General features: G+C 40.0%; 17 protein-coding genes. 7 read left to right on the top strand and 10 right to left on the bottom strand.

Annotated elements, in window-relative coordinates; genetic code table 11:
* The 3 genes from ACMUMJ_RS15695 to ACMUMJ_RS15705 form a co-directional block, all read left to right on the top strand.
* A partial coding sequence (locus ACMUMJ_RS15695) for an Ig-like domain-containing protein (protein WP_414679793.1) occupies positions 1-1,647 on the top strand: 1,647 nt, incomplete at its 5' end.
* A gap of 166 nt (positions 1,648-1,813) precedes the next feature.
* The gene (locus tag ACMUMJ_RS15700) at positions 1,814-2,425 is read left to right on the top strand and encodes a helix-turn-helix domain-containing protein (RefSeq protein WP_414679794.1); all 612 of its coding nucleotides are present in this window, start codon (positions 1,814-1,816) and stop codon (positions 2,423-2,425) included.
* 31 nt (positions 2,426-2,456) lie between these two features.
* On the top strand, positions 2,457-3,803 hold the full coding sequence (locus tag ACMUMJ_RS15705) for a class II 3-deoxy-7-phosphoheptulonate synthase (RefSeq protein WP_414679795.1): 1,347 nt from the start codon (positions 2,457-2,459) through the stop codon (positions 3,801-3,803).
* Positions 3,804-3,896: 93 nt separating this feature from the next.
* On the opposite strand, the gene bfr (ACMUMJ_RS15710) is transcribed toward ACMUMJ_RS15705, so the two are convergent.
* Both bfr (ACMUMJ_RS15710) and bfr (ACMUMJ_RS15715) read right to left on the bottom strand, forming a co-directional pair.
* Complete coding sequence (gene bfr, locus ACMUMJ_RS15710; protein WP_414679796.1) at positions 3,897-4,364, bottom strand: bacterioferritin; 468 nt, start codon at positions 4,362-4,364, stop codon at positions 3,897-3,899.
* 15 nt (positions 4,365-4,379) lie between these two features.
* Entirely contained in the window at positions 4,380-4,844 is a 465-nt protein-coding gene (gene bfr / locus ACMUMJ_RS15715; RefSeq protein ID WP_414679797.1) for a bacterioferritin, read from the bottom strand.
* Positions 4,845-5,055: 211 nt separating this feature from the next.
* On the opposite strand from bfr (ACMUMJ_RS15715), the gene ACMUMJ_RS15720 reads away from it, so the two are divergent.
* The gene (locus ACMUMJ_RS15720) at positions 5,056-5,256 is read left to right on the top strand and encodes a (2Fe-2S)-binding protein (protein ID WP_414679798.1); all 201 of its coding nucleotides are present in this window, start codon (positions 5,056-5,058) and stop codon (positions 5,254-5,256) included.
* 31 nt (positions 5,257-5,287) lie between these two features.
* Here ACMUMJ_RS15720 and ACMUMJ_RS15725 read toward each other — a convergent pair whose 3' ends face one another.
* Entirely contained in the window at positions 5,288-6,025 is a 738-nt protein-coding gene (locus ACMUMJ_RS15725; protein ID WP_414679799.1) for an SDR family NAD(P)-dependent oxidoreductase, read from the bottom strand.
* A 211-nt stretch (positions 6,026-6,236) separates the two neighbouring features.
* Between ACMUMJ_RS15725 and ACMUMJ_RS15730 the strand changes: the two genes are divergently transcribed.
* Entirely contained in the window at positions 6,237-7,568 is a 1,332-nt protein-coding gene (locus ACMUMJ_RS15730) for a DUF3422 family protein (RefSeq protein ID WP_414679800.1), read from the top strand.
* A 100-nt stretch (positions 7,569-7,668) separates the two neighbouring features.
* Here ACMUMJ_RS15730 and fdhD read toward each other — a convergent pair whose 3' ends face one another.
* From fdhD to ACMUMJ_RS15745, 3 genes are all read right to left on the bottom strand, one after another.
* On the bottom strand, positions 7,669-8,484 hold the full coding sequence (gene fdhD / locus ACMUMJ_RS15735; protein WP_414679801.1) for a formate dehydrogenase accessory sulfurtransferase FdhD: 816 nt from the start codon (positions 8,482-8,484) through the stop codon (positions 7,669-7,671).
* Positions 8,485-8,645: 161 nt separating this feature from the next.
* Entirely contained in the window at positions 8,646-8,828 is a 183-nt protein-coding gene (locus tag ACMUMJ_RS15740; RefSeq protein ID WP_414679802.1) for a DUF6435 family protein, read from the bottom strand.
* 232 nt (positions 8,829-9,060) lie between these two features.
* A complete protein-coding gene (locus ACMUMJ_RS15745; protein ID WP_414679803.1) occupies positions 9,061-9,273 on the bottom strand; it encodes a hypothetical protein in 213 nt (70 codons plus the stop codon).
* A 497-nt stretch (positions 9,274-9,770) separates the two neighbouring features.
* Here ACMUMJ_RS15745 and ACMUMJ_RS15750 point away from each other — a divergent pair, with 497 nt between their 5' ends.
* Complete coding sequence (locus ACMUMJ_RS15750) at positions 9,771-10,319, top strand: YaeQ family protein (protein ID WP_414679804.1); 549 nt, start codon at positions 9,771-9,773, stop codon at positions 10,317-10,319.
* 131 nt (positions 10,320-10,450) lie between these two features.
* Here ACMUMJ_RS15750 and ACMUMJ_RS15755 read toward each other — a convergent pair whose 3' ends face one another.
* The 4 genes from ACMUMJ_RS15755 to ACMUMJ_RS15770 all read right to left on the bottom strand — a co-directional run bounded on the left by ACMUMJ_RS15755 (position 10,451) and on the right by ACMUMJ_RS15770 (position 14,910).
* Positions 10,451-11,191 (bottom strand): dienelactone hydrolase family protein, encoded by a 741-nt coding sequence (locus ACMUMJ_RS15755; RefSeq protein ID WP_414679805.1) that lies wholly within the window; start codon positions 11,189-11,191, stop codon positions 10,451-10,453.
* A 144-nt stretch (positions 11,192-11,335) separates the two neighbouring features.
* Positions 11,336-11,968, bottom strand: a complete 633-nt coding sequence (locus tag ACMUMJ_RS15760) for an ABC transporter ATP-binding protein (protein WP_414679806.1) — start codon at positions 11,966-11,968, stop codon at positions 11,336-11,338.
* Between the two features lie 6 nt (positions 11,969-11,974).
* Positions 11,975-13,690 (bottom strand): ABC transporter permease, encoded by a 1,716-nt coding sequence (locus ACMUMJ_RS15765; protein ID WP_414679807.1) that lies wholly within the window; start codon positions 13,688-13,690, stop codon positions 11,975-11,977.
* A gap of 29 nt (positions 13,691-13,719) precedes the next feature.
* The gene (locus ACMUMJ_RS15770; protein ID WP_414679808.1) at positions 13,720-14,910 is read right to left on the bottom strand and encodes an ABC transporter substrate-binding protein; all 1,191 of its coding nucleotides are present in this window, start codon (positions 14,908-14,910) and stop codon (positions 13,720-13,722) included.
* Between the two features lie 186 nt (positions 14,911-15,096).
* On the opposite strand from ACMUMJ_RS15770, the gene ACMUMJ_RS15775 reads away from it, so the two are divergent.
* Complete coding sequence (locus ACMUMJ_RS15775; RefSeq protein WP_414679809.1) at positions 15,097-16,242, top strand: succinylglutamate desuccinylase/aspartoacylase family protein; 1,146 nt, start codon at positions 15,097-15,099, stop codon at positions 16,240-16,242.

Genomic DNA, 16,242 nt, shown 5'->3' on the forward strand with positions numbered 1-16,242 from the left:
CTTAATGGTAAGGTTATTGGCACTGGTGTTGTTTCAGAGTCACAAAATGATGATGGGAAATATACATATTCAGTGGCCGTTAAAGGGTCTGATTTAGCCAATACGACATCAAACCCTTCTCTTCTTGTTGTCACTGTTTCAGGCGAAGATCAGGCTGGAAATGCATTTGAGGCTTCTAACACAGCAGCGTATGAGAATGGAACAGGAGATGAAGCGGGTAACAAGATCGACACAACAGGTTCTTCAACTCATACGGTTGATACTGATGTGAGTGATGACCCTGTCATTAAGTTTGATGAATCAGGTAATCTAGCAGTCGGCGTTTACTTAGAACAAGAAAGCGCTATAGGCAAGTACGGTTCGTTCAGCATTAACGCAAAAGGCATGTGGACGTATACGCTGAATAACGAAATGGACGAGTTACAAGCGTTGGATGCAGGTCAAACCGAGACCGATACGTTCACAGTGACCACAGTGAGTGGCGACACACAAACCGTTACGATCACGATCAACGACACAAGCAATAACTCTGTAACAGTCAATGCGATTACGTCTGATGACGTGATCAACGAGACGGAAAGTGATCAAGCGACAACGATCGCTGTGACAGGTACAGCGATCGGTGACGATATTGCAGAAGGCGATAAAGTGACCTTGAACATCAACGATACGACTTACACAACAACAGTCAAATCAGATAACACATGGTCTGTTGACGTGGCAGGTTCTGACTTGGCCAAGGATACCGACTTCGATGCGGTTGTGACCTCTTCTGATGAAGCGGGTAACAAGATCGGCACAACAGGTTCTTCAACTCATACGGTTGATACTTATGTGAGTTATAACGCTGTCATTAAGTTTGATGAAGCAGGTAATCTACTAGTCGGCGTTTACTTAGAATCAGGAGGTACCGTAACGTCTGTTACTATAAAAGATAGTGAGAATAACGTCATTAATATCTCCTCTGATCAGCTTTCTTCAACGTACAAAGGAGGGCTTTTATTCTTTGAGAACTCAATTGATATTACAAGCTTGGCTGATGGAGACTTTAGTGTTGTTGTTGATGTTGTCGATAAAGATGGGAATAAAGGAAGTGAAGTTAAGTCATTCAAAAAAGATACGGTAGATGATGAGATTGCGACACCGTCTACTGATGACTCTGATGACTCTGATGGCTCTGTAACGTCTAGTGCAGCGGCGGGCGTTGAAAGCCAAGACCAAAAGGGTGCTTCCAATAAAGAAGAGCAGTCTGAGAAAGAAGAGCAGTCTGAGAAAGAAGGCGACGATGGTCTGTTGGCGAAAAAAGAACCAGGGTTGTTTCCAGAGTCAGATGATAATAAAGAGAACGAGCCGAGTCTCCCAGTTGGTGATAAAAACAACAATGCAGGTAATGAAGATACGCAACCTGAGAGTGACCAAGATAAAGAAGCATTGGTTTTGGGAGAATTGTTGACGGGGACGGAAAACAATTCATCGGATTCTTCAGACCCTGGCGTGATTAAAGCGCTCGAATCGCAGGGTCAAGCGAAGGATGGTGAAGCTCAGGGTAATGATAAGCCTGATTCATCCGAGAAAGCTGGAGCGGCTGATTATGCTGGCGATAGCACCTTTCACGATCAACTAAGTGGTATTAATCCAGATGGTTAATATTATGATTGAGTGTTCTAAAGGCCCGCATTAGCGGGTCTTTTTTTCGATAAGTGAATAAAATATGTGTGCTGATGTAGGTAATTAGAGTTTCTTTTAGTAAACTTATGAATAATAAACATCACTGATTCAATATTAGTGATAGGCAATTAAGGTTATATATATTATGGTGAGTAGACCATCTCTTGAAACCGCTCAAGCCTCAGACCCCGATCGTTTTGTTGAACCCTTAGAGTTAGGTAAAAGGGTAAAAGAAATTCGTTTGATAAGAGGCTGGACTCTTGAAGAAGTCAGTAAAAGAACGGGAATTGCACGTTCGACTTTATCAAAAATTGAAAATGATCAAGTTTCTCCAAGTTTTACCATCGTTCAAAAATTGATACATGGTTTAGAAATGGATCTTCCTCAACTTTTTGTGGAAACCAATGAGCATTCTATTGCCGGTAGAAGAGACGTGACCAAAAAAGATAAGGGCGTTTCTCACCCTACCGCAACGTATGAACATGAGTTGTTGAATTCGACTATCAGTCGGAAAAAAATGGTGCCTTTTAAAACCATCGTTCGAGCTCGATCTTTTTCCGAGTTTAAAGAATGGGTAAGGCACGATGGAGAAGAGTTCTTATTGGTTTTGTCGGGGGCGATTAATTTTTTCTCTGAGTACTATGAGCCAATTGAATTACACGAAGGTGACAGTGTGTATTATGATGCGGCTATGGGACATGCCGTTGTCTCTAGTTCACTAAAAGACGCCGAAATATTGTGGGTAGTTGCACGCTAAATTTAAATTATGAAAAGGTAGTAAAAGTGTTATGAATACGTGGGATATTGCAAGTTGGAGAAAAAAAGAAGCGCTACAGCAGCCAAATTATCCAGACATGGAGAAATTACGTAAAGTTGAAGCCATGCTGACGAATGTACCTCCTCTTGTTTTTGCTGGTGAAGCGCGACAGTTAAAATCGGAATTGGCTTCTGTTTCAAAAGGCGAGTCATTTTTATTGCAAGGCGGTGATTGCGCTGAGAGTTTTGCAGAGTTTCATGCCAATAATATTCGTGACACGTTTAAAGTTATGCTTCAAATGGCCGCTGTTTTAACTTATGCCGGTAAATGCCCTGTTGTAAAAGTAGGTCGAATGGCTGGACAATTTGCCAAACCTCGTTCAGCGGATACTGAAGTAATTAATGGTATTGAGTTGCCTAGTTACCGTGGTGACATTATTAATGGTATTGAATTTAGCAAAGAAGCACGTATTCCTGATCCAGAAAGACTGTTGCAAGTATACAATCAAAGTACTTCTACTATGAATTTGTTGCGTGCTTTTTCTCAAGGTGGTTTTGCAGATCTGCATCAAGTCCATAAATGGAATTTGGATTTTATTGCAAACAGCCCAGCAGGTGAGCGTTATGAAGATATCGCAAGTAAAATAGATGATGCATTACAGTTTATGGATGCTTGCGGTGTTGGGCCGGGTGTAAACCAATTAAAAGAGACTGAATTTTATACATCACATGAAGCGCTATTATTACCTTATGAGCAAAGCTTAACTCGTCAAGACAGTATGACAAGTGATTGGTATGATTGCTCTGCTCATATGTTGTGGATTGGTGATCGTACTCGTCAATTAGACGGTGCTCATGTTGAATTTTTAAGAGGTGTAAAAAACCCTATCGGCGTTAAAGCTGGCCCAACGATGGACCCTGAAGATTTGATTCGCCTTGCTGACACGTTAAACCCTGAAAATGAACCAGGACGTTTGAACATCATTGTTCGTATGGGCGCAGATAAGGTAGCGGAAGGGATGCCAAAACTGATTCAGGCAATTCAAAGAGAAGGTAAAAATGTTGTATGGAGCAGTGACCCAATGCACGGCAATACAACAAAAGCATCAACGGGTTATAAAACTAGGAGTGTAAACAGTGTTCTTCGAGAAGTAGAGCAGTTCTTTCAGGTTCATAAATCTGAAGGAACGTATGCAGGTGGCGTGCACTTTGAAATGACAGGTCAAAATGTGACTGAGTGTGTTGGTGGTGCATTTGAGGTAACGGAAGCGGATTTAGGCAATCGTTACCATACTCATTGTGATCCACGTTTAAATGCAGATCAGTCGTTAGAATTAGCTTTCATGATTTCTGACTCATTGAAGCGCGCTAGAGCTTAATCTAATCAATAAAAAACCTCTCTTTGAAAAATGCAAAGAGAGGTTTTTTATGCTTGGGTTTTAATATAAAAAAGCCAAGCTTACACTCACGCATTACATTTGTGACTGTAGGTAATTTTGCAAGCCAAGCATTTTGATTAAACGAAGTTGTTGCTCTAGCCAATGGGCATGATCAACTTCAGTATCTTCAAGTAGCTTTTCTAAAATTTCTCTTGATTGGTAATCTTGTTCTTCTTCGCAAATTTTAATAACCGCTTTAAGTTGATTACCTACTTCGTACTCAATGCGTAAATCGCTTTCAATCATTTCCTTAACATTAGAACCGATATTTAGTCCAACACGAGTAACCATGTCCGGTATGCCTTCCAGAAAGAGCATTCTTTCTATCAAAAGAGAGGCGTGGCCCTTTTCGTCTTCTGTTTCATGGTTAATACGTGTGAAGAGTTTGCTTAGGCCCCAGTCATCATACATCCGAGAGTGGATGAAATATTGATCCATAGCCGCAAGTTCCATGGCTAATAATGAGTTAAGACCGTCAATGACGCGTTGATTACCTTTCATATTCGCCTCGATTTTTTACAGTTTGCTTTGTAAGTAATTTTCAATGCCGGTTTGGCTGATGAGATACTGTTGTGCTTCAATCCAATCTAAGTGCGATTCTTCTGCCTCAAGGATTTTCTCAAGAAGGTCTCGGCTTACATAATCGGCTTGTTGTTCACATAAATCAATTGCTTCACGTAATAGTACGAGTTGGTCGCTTTCAAAATCCAAATCACATTGGAGCATTTCTTGAGTATCTTCACCGATTCTTAATCTGTCTAAATGTTGAAGGTTAGGAAGTCCTTCAAGGAATAAAATGCGCTCAATAAGGTCATCGGATTGTTTCATGTCTTTGATGGATTTTTTATACGCTTTTTCATTCAGCTCCATTAAGCCCCAATGCTTGTACATACGAGCATGTAAAAAGAACTGATTGATTGATGTTAGTTCAGAGGTTAATACTTTATTCAGTATCTTTAAGACTAGTGGGTCACCTTTCATAAGACGCTCCTTAATTACGTTAAGCAAAACCTTATAGGAGAAGTGGACTTATTTAAAGAGAAATTTGGCAGTAAATTGTGTACTTAAATAAAGCGCTCAATCAGTGACTATCAATATATTGTTAAATAAGCTTGAAATAAAAGAGGATGAGAATTATTATCGATGTATTCAAGAATCATTATTAATTACGCTCTCATATAGGTTTGATTCCATGTACATTTGTATTTGTAATGCTGTCACGGATAGACAGATCAAAAATGCACTTGATGAAGGTGCTAAAACAATGTCTGATCTAAATAAATCTCTGTCAGTAGGCAGCTGTTGTGGTAAGTGTGTTCGCTCAACAAGAGACATTATGAAACAGCATTATCTAGAGCAGAAAGTGGAACAACTGTCTTACAGTGCTGCGTAGCATACATTTCAAATATTAGAATTCGCGGTGATCACCAAGGTATTTTTTTTCCTTCCCAATCTAAAAAAATGGCTTCTCCAATAGGGTAACTTTCAAAGGTACTTTGAGTAATGTGTAGAAGCTGTTTAGCAACAAATTCAGGGCTAAAGAGCTTTCCTTGAGGGATGTTTTTTCGAAAAGGTTTTGACAGTTCTGTTTCTGTCGTCCCTGGATGAAATGAAAAGAATCTTGCCTTTTTCACTTTTCTCGCTATTTCAATAGCGGCCGATTGAAGCATCATATTAAGCGCTGCTTTAGACGCTCTATAGCTATACCATCCCCCCAACTTATTGTCTTCAATGCTACCCACACGGGCACTCAGTACAGTGATTGTGCATTTACTTCTAGTATGCAACAGTGGCGTCAGACTTGATATGCACATCATTGGTGTAAGCGCATTAACGTTCATTATATGGTTAAAGTGGTCATGATCTAATTCGCTTAGCTTTCGTTCTGGCATGTTATTGTGTGTATGGAGCTGACCATTAAAAATAATAGCCTGAGTTAGGATAGGCTGTCTGACATTGATTTGGTTGATAATGCTGTTCAAACTTTCTTTAGAGTAGTCCGTTTCAAAGTGACTTAGACTTACATTTTTACAGTGGTTGTTTGCCTTAATTGATCGACTTATACAAATAAGGTTCAAAGGCTTATTCTTTTTATCTAATTCTTGAATATACGCTTGAGCTATGGTGCTGCTGGAGCCAAACACTATAATGGTCTCGTTCATTTTTAATCCTTACATTCTCTTATTATTAATACATACGCACTGTCAGCAGAAATGGATGATAAAGATCATGTCGTAATTCAATGAATTAATGGGCTTAACGTGATTTAATTGAATTTCTGATATAAGCTTTTTGATATGTTCACTCCCTAAAGTGACCATGTTGAGAAAGTAAAAGTTGTACATACAAACATTGAAATTTTTAGGTGGTAGAGTGGACAAAATTAATAACTCTTATGGTCTTAATGTTCATCCAATGCGGGATGAGCTCTATGCTGAACTGCACTCTCGACCTTTTCAGGTATTGATGAGTCCATCTAGAGTAAGTTACTTAGCGGTTATGTCTAACCAATTGGAAAAAACTCAAGACTTTGACCACTTTTGTAACCTCTTTCTCCTCAAAAACCTCACACCGCCTCAAGAAGATGGTGTGTGTATTGATATTGATTGTGAGCAGCTACGCATTCGTCGAGAAAAACACAATGAATTTATCTCTTATACTTTTATTTTGTCTGACGTTGATGTCGATGCAGATCCGTTTAAAGAAAACGCATTCAAATATTTACCAAATGATTGGCTATCGTCATTGCCAGGTACTGTCATTGCCGCTTTTCATGTAGCTGTTGAAGACGCCCGTAACCAAGTTGAGCCAGATTTAAGTGTGGCAAAAAGCCGTTTTGAGAACATGCGTTTAATTGGCAGCCGTCCACAGCATGGGGATGCCCAAGTATGGACAAGTTTCCAAATACACAGTGACGGTTGTGGCCGTTTTTTAATTTATAATAAGAACATGAGTGATAGCCAATTAGGGCGAATGGTGAAACGAATAGTAGAAATAGAAACCTATCGACTTATGGCTCTGTTATCTCTTACGCTTGCTCGAAAATACAGCTCTCAACTTGCAAAAATGGATGATCAGTTGGCCGATACAACGGCGAGATTGTCCGAGTCTAAAGAAAAACTGGATGAGCAAGCCATACTATGTGAATTAATTGACATGGCTGCTTGGGTCGAAGCGGCAAGAGCAAGAACAACGTTTAGGTTTAGTGCGACAATGGCCTATCAAGAGTTGGTTATAACTCGATTGTCTGAATTGAAAGAAGATGAAGTTTCTGGTCATTTAACCATGACAGAATTTATGACTCGTCGTTTAGAGCCTGCCGTCAGAACCTGTAAAACAACAGGGGAGCATTTAGAAAACCTATCGCTTCGAATTGATCGTGTCTCTGATATGATGAGAACACGTGTTGAGATGTCTATAGAATCACAAAACCAAGATGTCTTATCCTCTATGAATCGTCGTTCAGAGATTCAGCTTGCGATGCAACATACCGTTGAAGGGCTTTCTGTTGCGGCTATTAGTTACTACAGTGTTGGCCTGATTAAGTTTCTTGTTGAAGCAGTGTATGACAAGGGAGTGCAATTTGATAAAAGTCTTGTTATTGGTGCAACTGTGCCGTTGGTGATTGGTGGCGTTTGGCTTATAACACGAACAATACACAAACGCTTTTTAACGCTTGCGGAAGCGAAAGCCAATTTGAAATAGACTTATTGAGATCTTTGAATAGTGTGAGAAGTGACGGTCTGATAGCGGCAACTAATAACATGTTGAATTCAATTATTAAGAATTCTCATGTCTGTTCAAATCATTCAGACGAAGAGAATGTTCGAGGTGCATCTTTCTTGGGTAGATGTATCAGTGTTAAGTTGGTCCGTTTAGCGAGTGCAACAGCGAGAGTGCTAGGTGATGCTAAATGAATTAATCGAGATAACCCCGCTCGTACCGCTTTTTGAATGAGCTCCGTGCTGCATCGACTGGACATCAAAACACTGTGATCGTGTAAGTTTATGTGATGAGTAAGCGCATAACCAATCACTTTGTCCAGTGCATTATGACGACCGATGTCTTCCATGCAGATAATAGGTTCACCTTGCTTTGAGAGTAGCAAGGCGGCATGAATGGCGCCTGTTTCTTTTCCCAGTGTTTGATGAAAGAAAAGCGTTCCTCTTAAATTTAACAGTATGTGGTGGCCTATAGGAGAACTTCTTGGAAGGACACCTATTTCAGGTAATGCATGATCAATGGATTCTATGCCACATAACCCACAGCCTGTAGCACCTAACCGAGCTTTTCTAGTCTGTTTGAATTGAGCTAACTTCCGAGGGCTTAATTCCACATTAATGCTTAAGCTCGCAATGTTTGAGTCGGTGCTGTTGCTTTCAATATGTTGAAGGTCTAAGTCTCGTACTTCGGATGCATGGTTAATAATGCCTTCACTTAACATAAAACCCAGTACAAAATTGTCTAAATGAACTGGTGTTACCATCATAACGGCATGAGTAATGCCGTTGACTGTTATGGCTAAAGGCACTTCTTCAACCAGCAGTACGGGCTCGGAGGAAGACTCATTATCAAATGGGTGATAGTTAACGTTCTTGGCACCGCTGAATGAAAAAGACATACTTTAACCTGATTGAATGACAATACTGCATACTACTTAGACGAATAATTCGAGTCTAGCGATTATTAATGTAGATGAACTTGTATTTTCAAAAACTCAAACAGGTGTCAATAAGAACGCTTTCCTATCAATATGAAGTAGATCAGAGGAAAAAAGTTGTACTATTTATTTTGATTTTTCTCTTCTAAAGCTAAAATTTCTTTGTGTATTTCATCTGCCTCAAATGTTAATTGTGAGTAACCTCTTATATCACCTTTTCTTTGAGCTTGCATTGCTTGCTCAAGTTTTACGTCATGAAGTTTTTTCAATTTCTTGATAGGGTTTGGTTTAAAAATAGAAAACATAGTGTCTCTCGATTTATGATGATTATTAATACATACGAGAGCGAAACGTTTTACGATCACTTATTTTAAAGATTAAGAAAAGTATGCTTTTACTGGTTGATTGGATGTGTTTTGCATAAATAGGAAAGGCTTGCTGGATTACAGCATTGATTGTATCTGTTTAATCCAGCAAGGTGCCAACACAAGTTGGCTGAAAGATTAGCCGATTGAGATGAATCCCAATCGGCTTTCGCTATCCATCACTGGGTTGCGCTTTAGGCTTACTTGGATGAATTGCTAAGTTTGATTGATCGGGTTGTGTGCCAGACAATGGACGAATGCGACCATTGTCTTGATAAAATCCAATGTCTCTCAAACTGTGCGCATCTAAACTTTTTAAAGACTGTTCAGTGTGTTTGCTAACGAAATATTGTTTTACTGAGTTTAATAATGCGATAAAAATCATATGATCTCTCCAATGTTATAGTAGGACGGGATCAAAAAGGAATTCGTAAAAAATACAGACGCCGCATTGATCCGCGGCCAAGAAAAAATCTAGTACGCAGACTTAACCAATACCTGCTTGGAACAGCGGTTGGTTAAATTTAAATTCATAGAGGTCAGTGCGAATTGATGCATTTGATATGTCATTGCCTACCTCCAGAACGTACTAAATTAAAAAGATGAAACGCTATAAGCATATAGCGCATTTGTATTTGGCCTGATTTTGATTTTTATGTCAATTCATTACAGTAAAAAAGTTAAATATAAGTGTTTTTATTTTCCATCTTTTAGTATTTTAGCCCCTTGAATTTTTGTCCGCTTTTATTTTCCATAAAACAGACAGGAAAAGAGGTAATATTTTTCAAATATAAGAAATTATTGATGATACAGGTTGTTTTTTCGCGACCCGCGTGACACCTCATTGTAAAACGGCGATTACATCACGGAGCAGAAAGCGACATGGCAATTAAGGCAACAGTGTACAAAGCGAATATCCAAGTAACCGATATAGATCGCAATCATTATGCAGGGTACGATTTGACCGTGGCATTGCACCCATCAGAAAATGAAGAACGTTTAATGGTCCGTTTATTGACCTTTGCTTTATTGGTGGATCAAAAAGAAGGACATGAACAGCTTGGTTTTACCAAAGGATTGAGTACCGACGATGAGCCTGATCTATGGCAAAAAAACTTATCCGATGAAATTTTATTGTGGATCGATCTCGGTCAACCGGATGAAAAACGTCTACGTAAAGCATGTGGTCGTGGGCAAAAAGTAGTGATCGTAAATTATAACGATAAAAGCGATATTTGGTGGGACCAGAATAAAGGCAAAATGAAACGTTTCTCCAATTTGTCTGTCTTACAGTTTCCTGAAAACCAAGTGGCTTTCATGGAGCAATTGTGTCAACGTTCTATGCAATTAAACATTACGATACAAGATGGTGAGGTGTGGATCTCAAGTGAATTAGGGGAAACAACAGTAACGCCAATCTATCGATCTTAATAGCGCTTGTTTTGTAAATAAACAGTGATGATGGGTTCAAAATGACGAATAAGCCAAGCAAGTATTCGTCATTTTTTGCAGTAATTCATTGTAAATTCAGATGATTACTTAAGATATGAATGCACAATCAGCTAATTGGTAAGTGTTCTCGAAAAGAGAGCAACTGCCAGACGATAGCATTCTAGAGCCAATGCAGGGTCGTACCTGTCTCCTCCATCTCGCATAAACGCATGTTGCGCATTCAATTCATGCCATGAAAAATTACGGTCAGTATCGATAAGTTCTTGATAGATTTTTTGACGCCCAGTGGTAGGAACATGAGGATCTTGCTTACCCCAAACGCAAACGATCTCACCTTGAATGTCTTTTGTTCGGCTGAATGAATCATTACCGTCTTCACAAGGCAATGTATTAGAATGAATATCAGTCGCGTATAAACAAAATGCGGATTTGATAATCGGATTGAGTGCCGCACGATAAGCTAAATGACCACCAATACACACACCCATCGCGCCAAAATTGCCATTACAATAGTCTTGAGTCGCAAAGTGATCGATCATGCTTTGTGTGTCTGAGTCATGAGCCTCTAATGTCTTTTCAAATTTATCCGCGTTGCCTTTGTCTTTGCCTGCATCATCATAGCCGAGTACTGTGCCGATAGGATTAAGTTCGTGGAATACTTCGGGAACCACAACAACGAAACCATGGCCTGCCATAATGCTTGCGGTGCGGCTTATTGGGTCGGTTATTTGGAAAATTTCAGAATAAAAAATAACACATGGATAACGGCCTTCAGCTTGAGGGCGGTATACAGAGCAACGCATTAACCCGGTTGGCGTCGTTAAATCACTATAATGCTGTTGAATAATCATAAAAACCTTATTTGAAATGCGTATTTGAACGAGTAAAAATAAAAGCAGAATTAAATACCAGATCGATTTATAGAGCTAATACTATTGTGATTGTGTTTCATGTCCTGCACAAAAGGAAGGTGACAAGGTCACTCAACCATCGGTTTAAGTAAGTGATAAATGTATGGTGTTGCTTCCCATCGCATCAGTGTCCTCTGCATCATGGGTGACCAGTAAAGTAGGTAATTGTGTTGTTTGAATCTGTTCCAATACAAACTCTCTTACATTGCCTCTTAATGTTGCGTCTAACTTACCAAACGGCTCATCTAATAACAGGTATTGAGGTTCTGATAGCAAGGTTCTTAATAAGGCGATGCGAGCTTTTTGCCCACCTGATAATGCATTGGGCAAAGAGTGGGCTTTATCTGCAAGGTTAAATTCTGACAATTTGTGTAAAGCCAGCTCTTGCCGTTGTTTGCCTGTTATTGTTTCTGGTATGGCGAATATTAAATTTTCAAGATTGGTAAGGTGTGGAAATAATAAAGACTCTTGATACAGGATACCCACTCTACGTTTTTCGATTGGCAGCATATTGAGTTCTTTATCATGTAGTAGCAATTTCCCCGAAGATTGAAATGCCGGAGATAAAGAGCCTGATAGGTAATCCAATAGCGTTGATTTACCGCAACCACTGGGGCCCATAATACTGAGTACTTCCCCTGCTTGAATTGATGCATTGAAGTCTTGAAAGAGGTATTTTTCTGCAAGTTGAATGGTTACGTTTGAAAGAGTTAGCATACTGGGTTATCGTTTTTCAATAGAGTGAAAAGAGAAGGTCAAAGAAAGCCTAGCAAACCATTGTTTACATTTTATCCGGGCCGGCGTCCATACTTTCGGTAGCCAAATGGCTAACATAAACACAATCAACGGAAAAATGGATTGCATGAGTGCGAGTAAACTCACAATTTTACGCTCACCTGACGAGGCCAATGTCACCGCTTCGGTTGTGAGTGTGCTGATTAAGCCATTGCCCGCGATAAGAGTCGGTAAGTATTGGGCAATACTGACGGAAAAACCAATGGCAAAGGCGCTAAAGATAGGAGCTTTTAACATCGCCAGTTTAATTTGAAAGAAAGATTTGACTGGCTTTTGAGTGAGCGCGCACGCTTGAATAAAATAATTTTGATTGTACGCTAAGTAAGCGCTGTGCAAGGTTAAATAGACGTAGGGCAAAACATAAAATAAATGCAGTGTGATCACCGCAGGAAGGTGGCCACTAAAATCAATGCGAATAAAAAAGATTTGAATCCCGAATAAAAAACCCACTTGTGGCAATAAAATAGGCACGTAAATTAAACGATCAAAAAAAGTAGTCTTGATAGATTGGGCTCTTTTTACTTCCAACAAAATAATGCTGATTACAAGCGCCAGTAACGCACTGACAATGCCTACTGATAACGTATTCCAACTAAGCTCAAATAACAGTGAACCATTGCGCTCAAGGTTAGCGAGTGACCATGTGCTAGGAAGAACGTCTGGAAAACGCCATCGTTTAGCAAAAGACCAAATGAATAAGATCACCCCTGCTAAGCTGACGAAAAGCAGCAGCACAAAATACAAGGATCCTATCCACGGATAAAGCCTGCTTATGAAGGATTGTCTTATGCCTTGAATGCGTGTTTGCTTGGTGAATCGAACGATGAGTCTGTACGTGCATTCCCACAGTAAGAAAACGACAAACACCAATAGCATTAATAAAACAGCACCAGACGATGCAACAAATCGTTCATTTAAATCTGCATCTTTAAACCAGCGAAATACCGTTACCGCAAAGGTAGAAGGTGTATTTGGCCCAATAATAAGCGCTAAATCCACTACGGTTAAGCTAAAGGCCAACACAATAAAGATGGGTAGACGGATTAAAGGATACATAGCGGGAAGCAGTATTTTTTGCCATACAGTAGAGGAATGATAGCCCATGCTTCTACCGATATTGAGTGATTCATCGGCTTTCACTTGGTGTAAGCAAGCTAACATTACAAAAATCAAATAGGGTGTTTCTTTGATCACTAATGCAAGTATTAGCGATAGAGTGTAAGGGTCTTGTACTGTGATCCAATTGGGGGGGCGATCAAAAGTGGTAAACAGTCGAATTAGCCACCCACTTGGGCTTAACAAAAAGAGTAAACCGATAGCAATGGCCGCATGAGGCACGGCTAAAATAGGCGCTAGGCTTTTTTGGAAGAGACGCAAAATCCAACTTTGATAAAATGCCGCGACAACAGAAAAGGCTACCATAAACGAAATAATGGTGGCGGCTAATCCGCTAATCAGCGTTAACCTAATGCTGCTGAGAAACTCTGGCGTATCAAAGAGCGCATACCAAGGCGAAAGAGATAAGACATGCGCCTCAATAGCGGGTAGGTAATGAAAAGCAGGTGCAAGAATGCCAAAAACACCAATCAATATGAATGCACAAATACTAATAACAATAGCAAAGTGGACCTGCTTTAATTTCATTAATGTCTCTTATTTAGCATCTTGGTCAATTAATTCGCGTAGCGGAGGCGCCATTCATTTTCCAGTGCTTTGACCCACGATGAATGAGGCTCAGGGACACTGTTATTAAGTTCTTCTAACGTTAATGTGGCCACACCGCGGGGTTGCGCGTCAAACAAAGCTTGATTCTCTTTTTCCATTTTTTCGTAGCTCAATACGGTTAAATCTCCCCACACTGAACTGTCTAGTTTCTTCAATTGCGCTTCAGGAGACAAGAAATAGTTTGCGACAACTTGAGCGCCTGCGGTGGAAGTTGCATTGTATGGAATGGCTAAAAAGTGAGTATTACTAATAGTGCCTTGATCAAAAATGTAAGAACGAACGCTTTCTGAAAGGTTGCCCTTATTTATTTGTACGGACGCAGCGGAAGTATCAAAGCTAAATGCAATGTCAATTTCTTGATCGTCTAAAAGACGAATCATTTCTTCAGAGCTGCTAGGGAAGGTGGTGCCACTTCGCCAAGCAACAGGATGTAACTTATTTAAGAATAACCAAAGAGGTTGCGTTAATTTATTGAAGTCCACACGATCAACGGGGTTTGCCAGTGCGTCTTTATCCTCGATTAATTCATACAGTGCTTGTTTTAAAAATGTTGTTCCAAGAAATTGCGGTGGCTCTGGGTAGGTGACTCGACCTGGATTTTCAGTAGCGTAAGCTAATAGACCTACCATAGATTTTGGTGGATTAGGTAATGTTTCTGTATCGTGTATAAAAATAACTTGTGCTTTTCCCCAAGGCGACTCCATCCCATCAACAGCCGTGCCAAAATCGAGCGTTAAGCTTTTATTAGACGATTCGTCAATGTAGCGATAATTAGGTAAATCGCGGCTAAATGGGCCATATAAAAAATTATTATCTTTTAATGAACGAAAATTTTCACCATTCAACCATATTAAATCAATGGAACCGTTTGCAACGTTTCCCGCCGCTTTCTCGGCCAGTACTCGACCAATAGCATCAGCTGTATCCACTAATTTAACGTGCTTGAGAGTGACACCGTATTTCTCTTTGATGTTATTGCCTGCCCACTTTATGTAATCATTGATGTTTTCTGCACCGCCCCAAGCGTTAAAATTGACCGTCTGTCCTTTTGCTTCATTTAATGTTGTTTGCCAATCACTGGCATGCACCTGACTTAAGCTGGTAGTAAGAAGAGAGAGAGTAAGTATTTTCTTAATCATATTTGGGACCATTTTGCGTTAGGTTTTGCGTTAAAATGTGCATTCAAATAAAGTAACTCAATGTTATTTTTAGTATTATCCGTAAAAATAATACAGATATGACTTTATCTATATTAATAAGTTCCCTGTCATTATTGAATATACTGTATCTATTTTGTGATGAATTTAAATTTTTACGAGACGAGTATGCCTTATCAGATCATGACACACAATTTGCCATCTGCAACATTTGGTACGAGCCGGCTTATAAAAGTCCATCATTTTGGTAATGTAGGAGCGCGTCCTAAAATTTATTTGCAAGCTGGATTGCATGCCGATGAATGGCCAGGTTTTCTTGTGCTAAATGAACTCATCAAAAAATTAAAACAAGCGGAAGAAGCGGATTTGATTGTTGGTGAAATCATTGTTGTGCCTGTTGCGAACCCCATAGGTTTGGCGCAAAACTTCCATGGATACATTCCCGGGCGGTTTGCTTTCAGTGATGGTGGCGGTAATTTTAATCGTAATTGGCCACGCATCGCAGAAAAAATAGAGCACTGTGTGCGTCATGATATTGAGAATGATCCAGCGCGTAATGTAGAACGCGTTCGTAAAGCCATTATGGAAGAGGTAATGAATTTACCTGAAACGACCGAATTGCAAGGGCTAAGAAAAACCCTGATGTTAATGTCGATGGATGCTGACGAAGTGCTCGATCTTCATTGTTCAGGTGAAGCATGTATGCATGCGTATGTGGCGCAAGAGTTTGAATCGCATTTTGAACCACTATTGGTGCATTTAAAAGCCAAAGTGGGGCTGTCTGAGCTTGAAACGGGCGCGGCATCCTTTGATGAAGCCAATGTGGATGTGTGGCGCTACCTGAAAAAAAGCTTTGCGCACTTAGTCCCATGGGGGTGTCGTTCGTTGACGCTTGAACTGCGTGGCGAGAATGACATCAATCAGGAAATGGCAAGAGACGACGCCGCGGCGTTGTTTGCTTATTTGATTGATCGACACATTGTTGATGGTGCCCCTGTTACGCCACCTGAGTCTGAGCTAGAGTATTTTCCCTTGGATGCGATGGATTTAGTCAAAGCCCCTTGTGCCGGAATTGTGTGTTATCACAAAAATATAGGCGATCGTGTTGAAGAAGGGGAGATGATTGGTGAAGTGGTTGACCTGATGGATGACGATGTGGAAAACAGCGCTCAACCATTAATTGCGCGCACAAACGGCATTTTATTTGCTCGTTTGCAACGCCGTCTGGTTATTTGTGGGGAATCCATTGCGAAAATAGCAGGGAAAGAGCATTTGGCATTTCGTGAAATAGGCCGTCTTTTTGAGGATAAGTAA

It is taken from the genome of Marinomonas phycocola, from assembly GCF_047525455.1.
Lineage (GTDB): Bacteria > Pseudomonadota > Gammaproteobacteria > Pseudomonadales > Marinomonadaceae > Marinomonas.

Excerpts from the sequence above, each read along its gene's own strand:
- ACMUMJ_RS15750 (WP_414679804.1), top strand. The coding sequence starts at position 9,771 with ATGGCAATTAAGGCAACAGTGTACAAAGCGAATATCCAAGTAACCGAT.
- bfr (WP_414679796.1), bottom strand. The coding sequence starts at position 4,364 with ATGAAAGGTAATCAACGCGTCATTGACGGTCTTAACTCATTATTAGCC.
- ACMUMJ_RS15770 (WP_414679808.1), bottom strand. The coding sequence starts at position 14,910 with ATGATTAAGAAAATACTTACTCTCTCTCTTCTTACTACCAGCTTAAGT.
- ACMUMJ_RS15755 (WP_414679805.1), bottom strand. The coding sequence starts at position 11,191 with ATGATTATTCAACAGCATTATAGTGATTTAACGACGCCAACCGGGTTA.
- ACMUMJ_RS15775 (WP_414679809.1), top strand. The coding sequence starts at position 15,097 with ATGCCTTATCAGATCATGACACACAATTTGCCATCTGCAACATTTGGT.
- bfr (WP_414679797.1), bottom strand. The coding sequence starts at position 4,844 with ATGAAAGGTGACCCACTAGTCTTAAAGATACTGAATAAAGTATTAACC.
- ACMUMJ_RS15705 (WP_414679795.1), top strand. The coding sequence starts at position 2,457 with ATGAATACGTGGGATATTGCAAGTTGGAGAAAAAAAGAAGCGCTACAG.
- ACMUMJ_RS15740 (WP_414679802.1), bottom strand. The coding sequence starts at position 8,828 with ATGTTTTCTATTTTTAAACCAAACCCTATCAAGAAATTGAAAAAACTT.
- ACMUMJ_RS15765 (WP_414679807.1), bottom strand. The coding sequence starts at position 13,690 with ATGAAATTAAAGCAGGTCCACTTTGCTATTGTTATTAGTATTTGTGCA.
- ACMUMJ_RS15700 (WP_414679794.1), top strand. The coding sequence starts at position 1,814 with ATGGTGAGTAGACCATCTCTTGAAACCGCTCAAGCCTCAGACCCCGAT.
- ACMUMJ_RS15720 (WP_414679798.1), top strand. The coding sequence starts at position 5,056 with ATGTACATTTGTATTTGTAATGCTGTCACGGATAGACAGATCAAAAAT.
- ACMUMJ_RS15745 (WP_414679803.1), bottom strand. The coding sequence starts at position 9,273 with ATGATTTTTATCGCATTATTAAACTCAGTAAAACAATATTTCGTTAGC.
- ACMUMJ_RS15725 (WP_414679799.1), bottom strand. The coding sequence starts at position 6,025 with ATGAACGAGACCATTATAGTGTTTGGCTCCAGCAGCACCATAGCTCAA.
- fdhD (WP_414679801.1), bottom strand. The coding sequence starts at position 8,484 with ATGTCTTTTTCATTCAGCGGTGCCAAGAACGTTAACTATCACCCATTT.
- ACMUMJ_RS15760 (WP_414679806.1), bottom strand. The coding sequence starts at position 11,968 with ATGCTAACTCTTTCAAACGTAACCATTCAACTTGCAGAAAAATACCTC.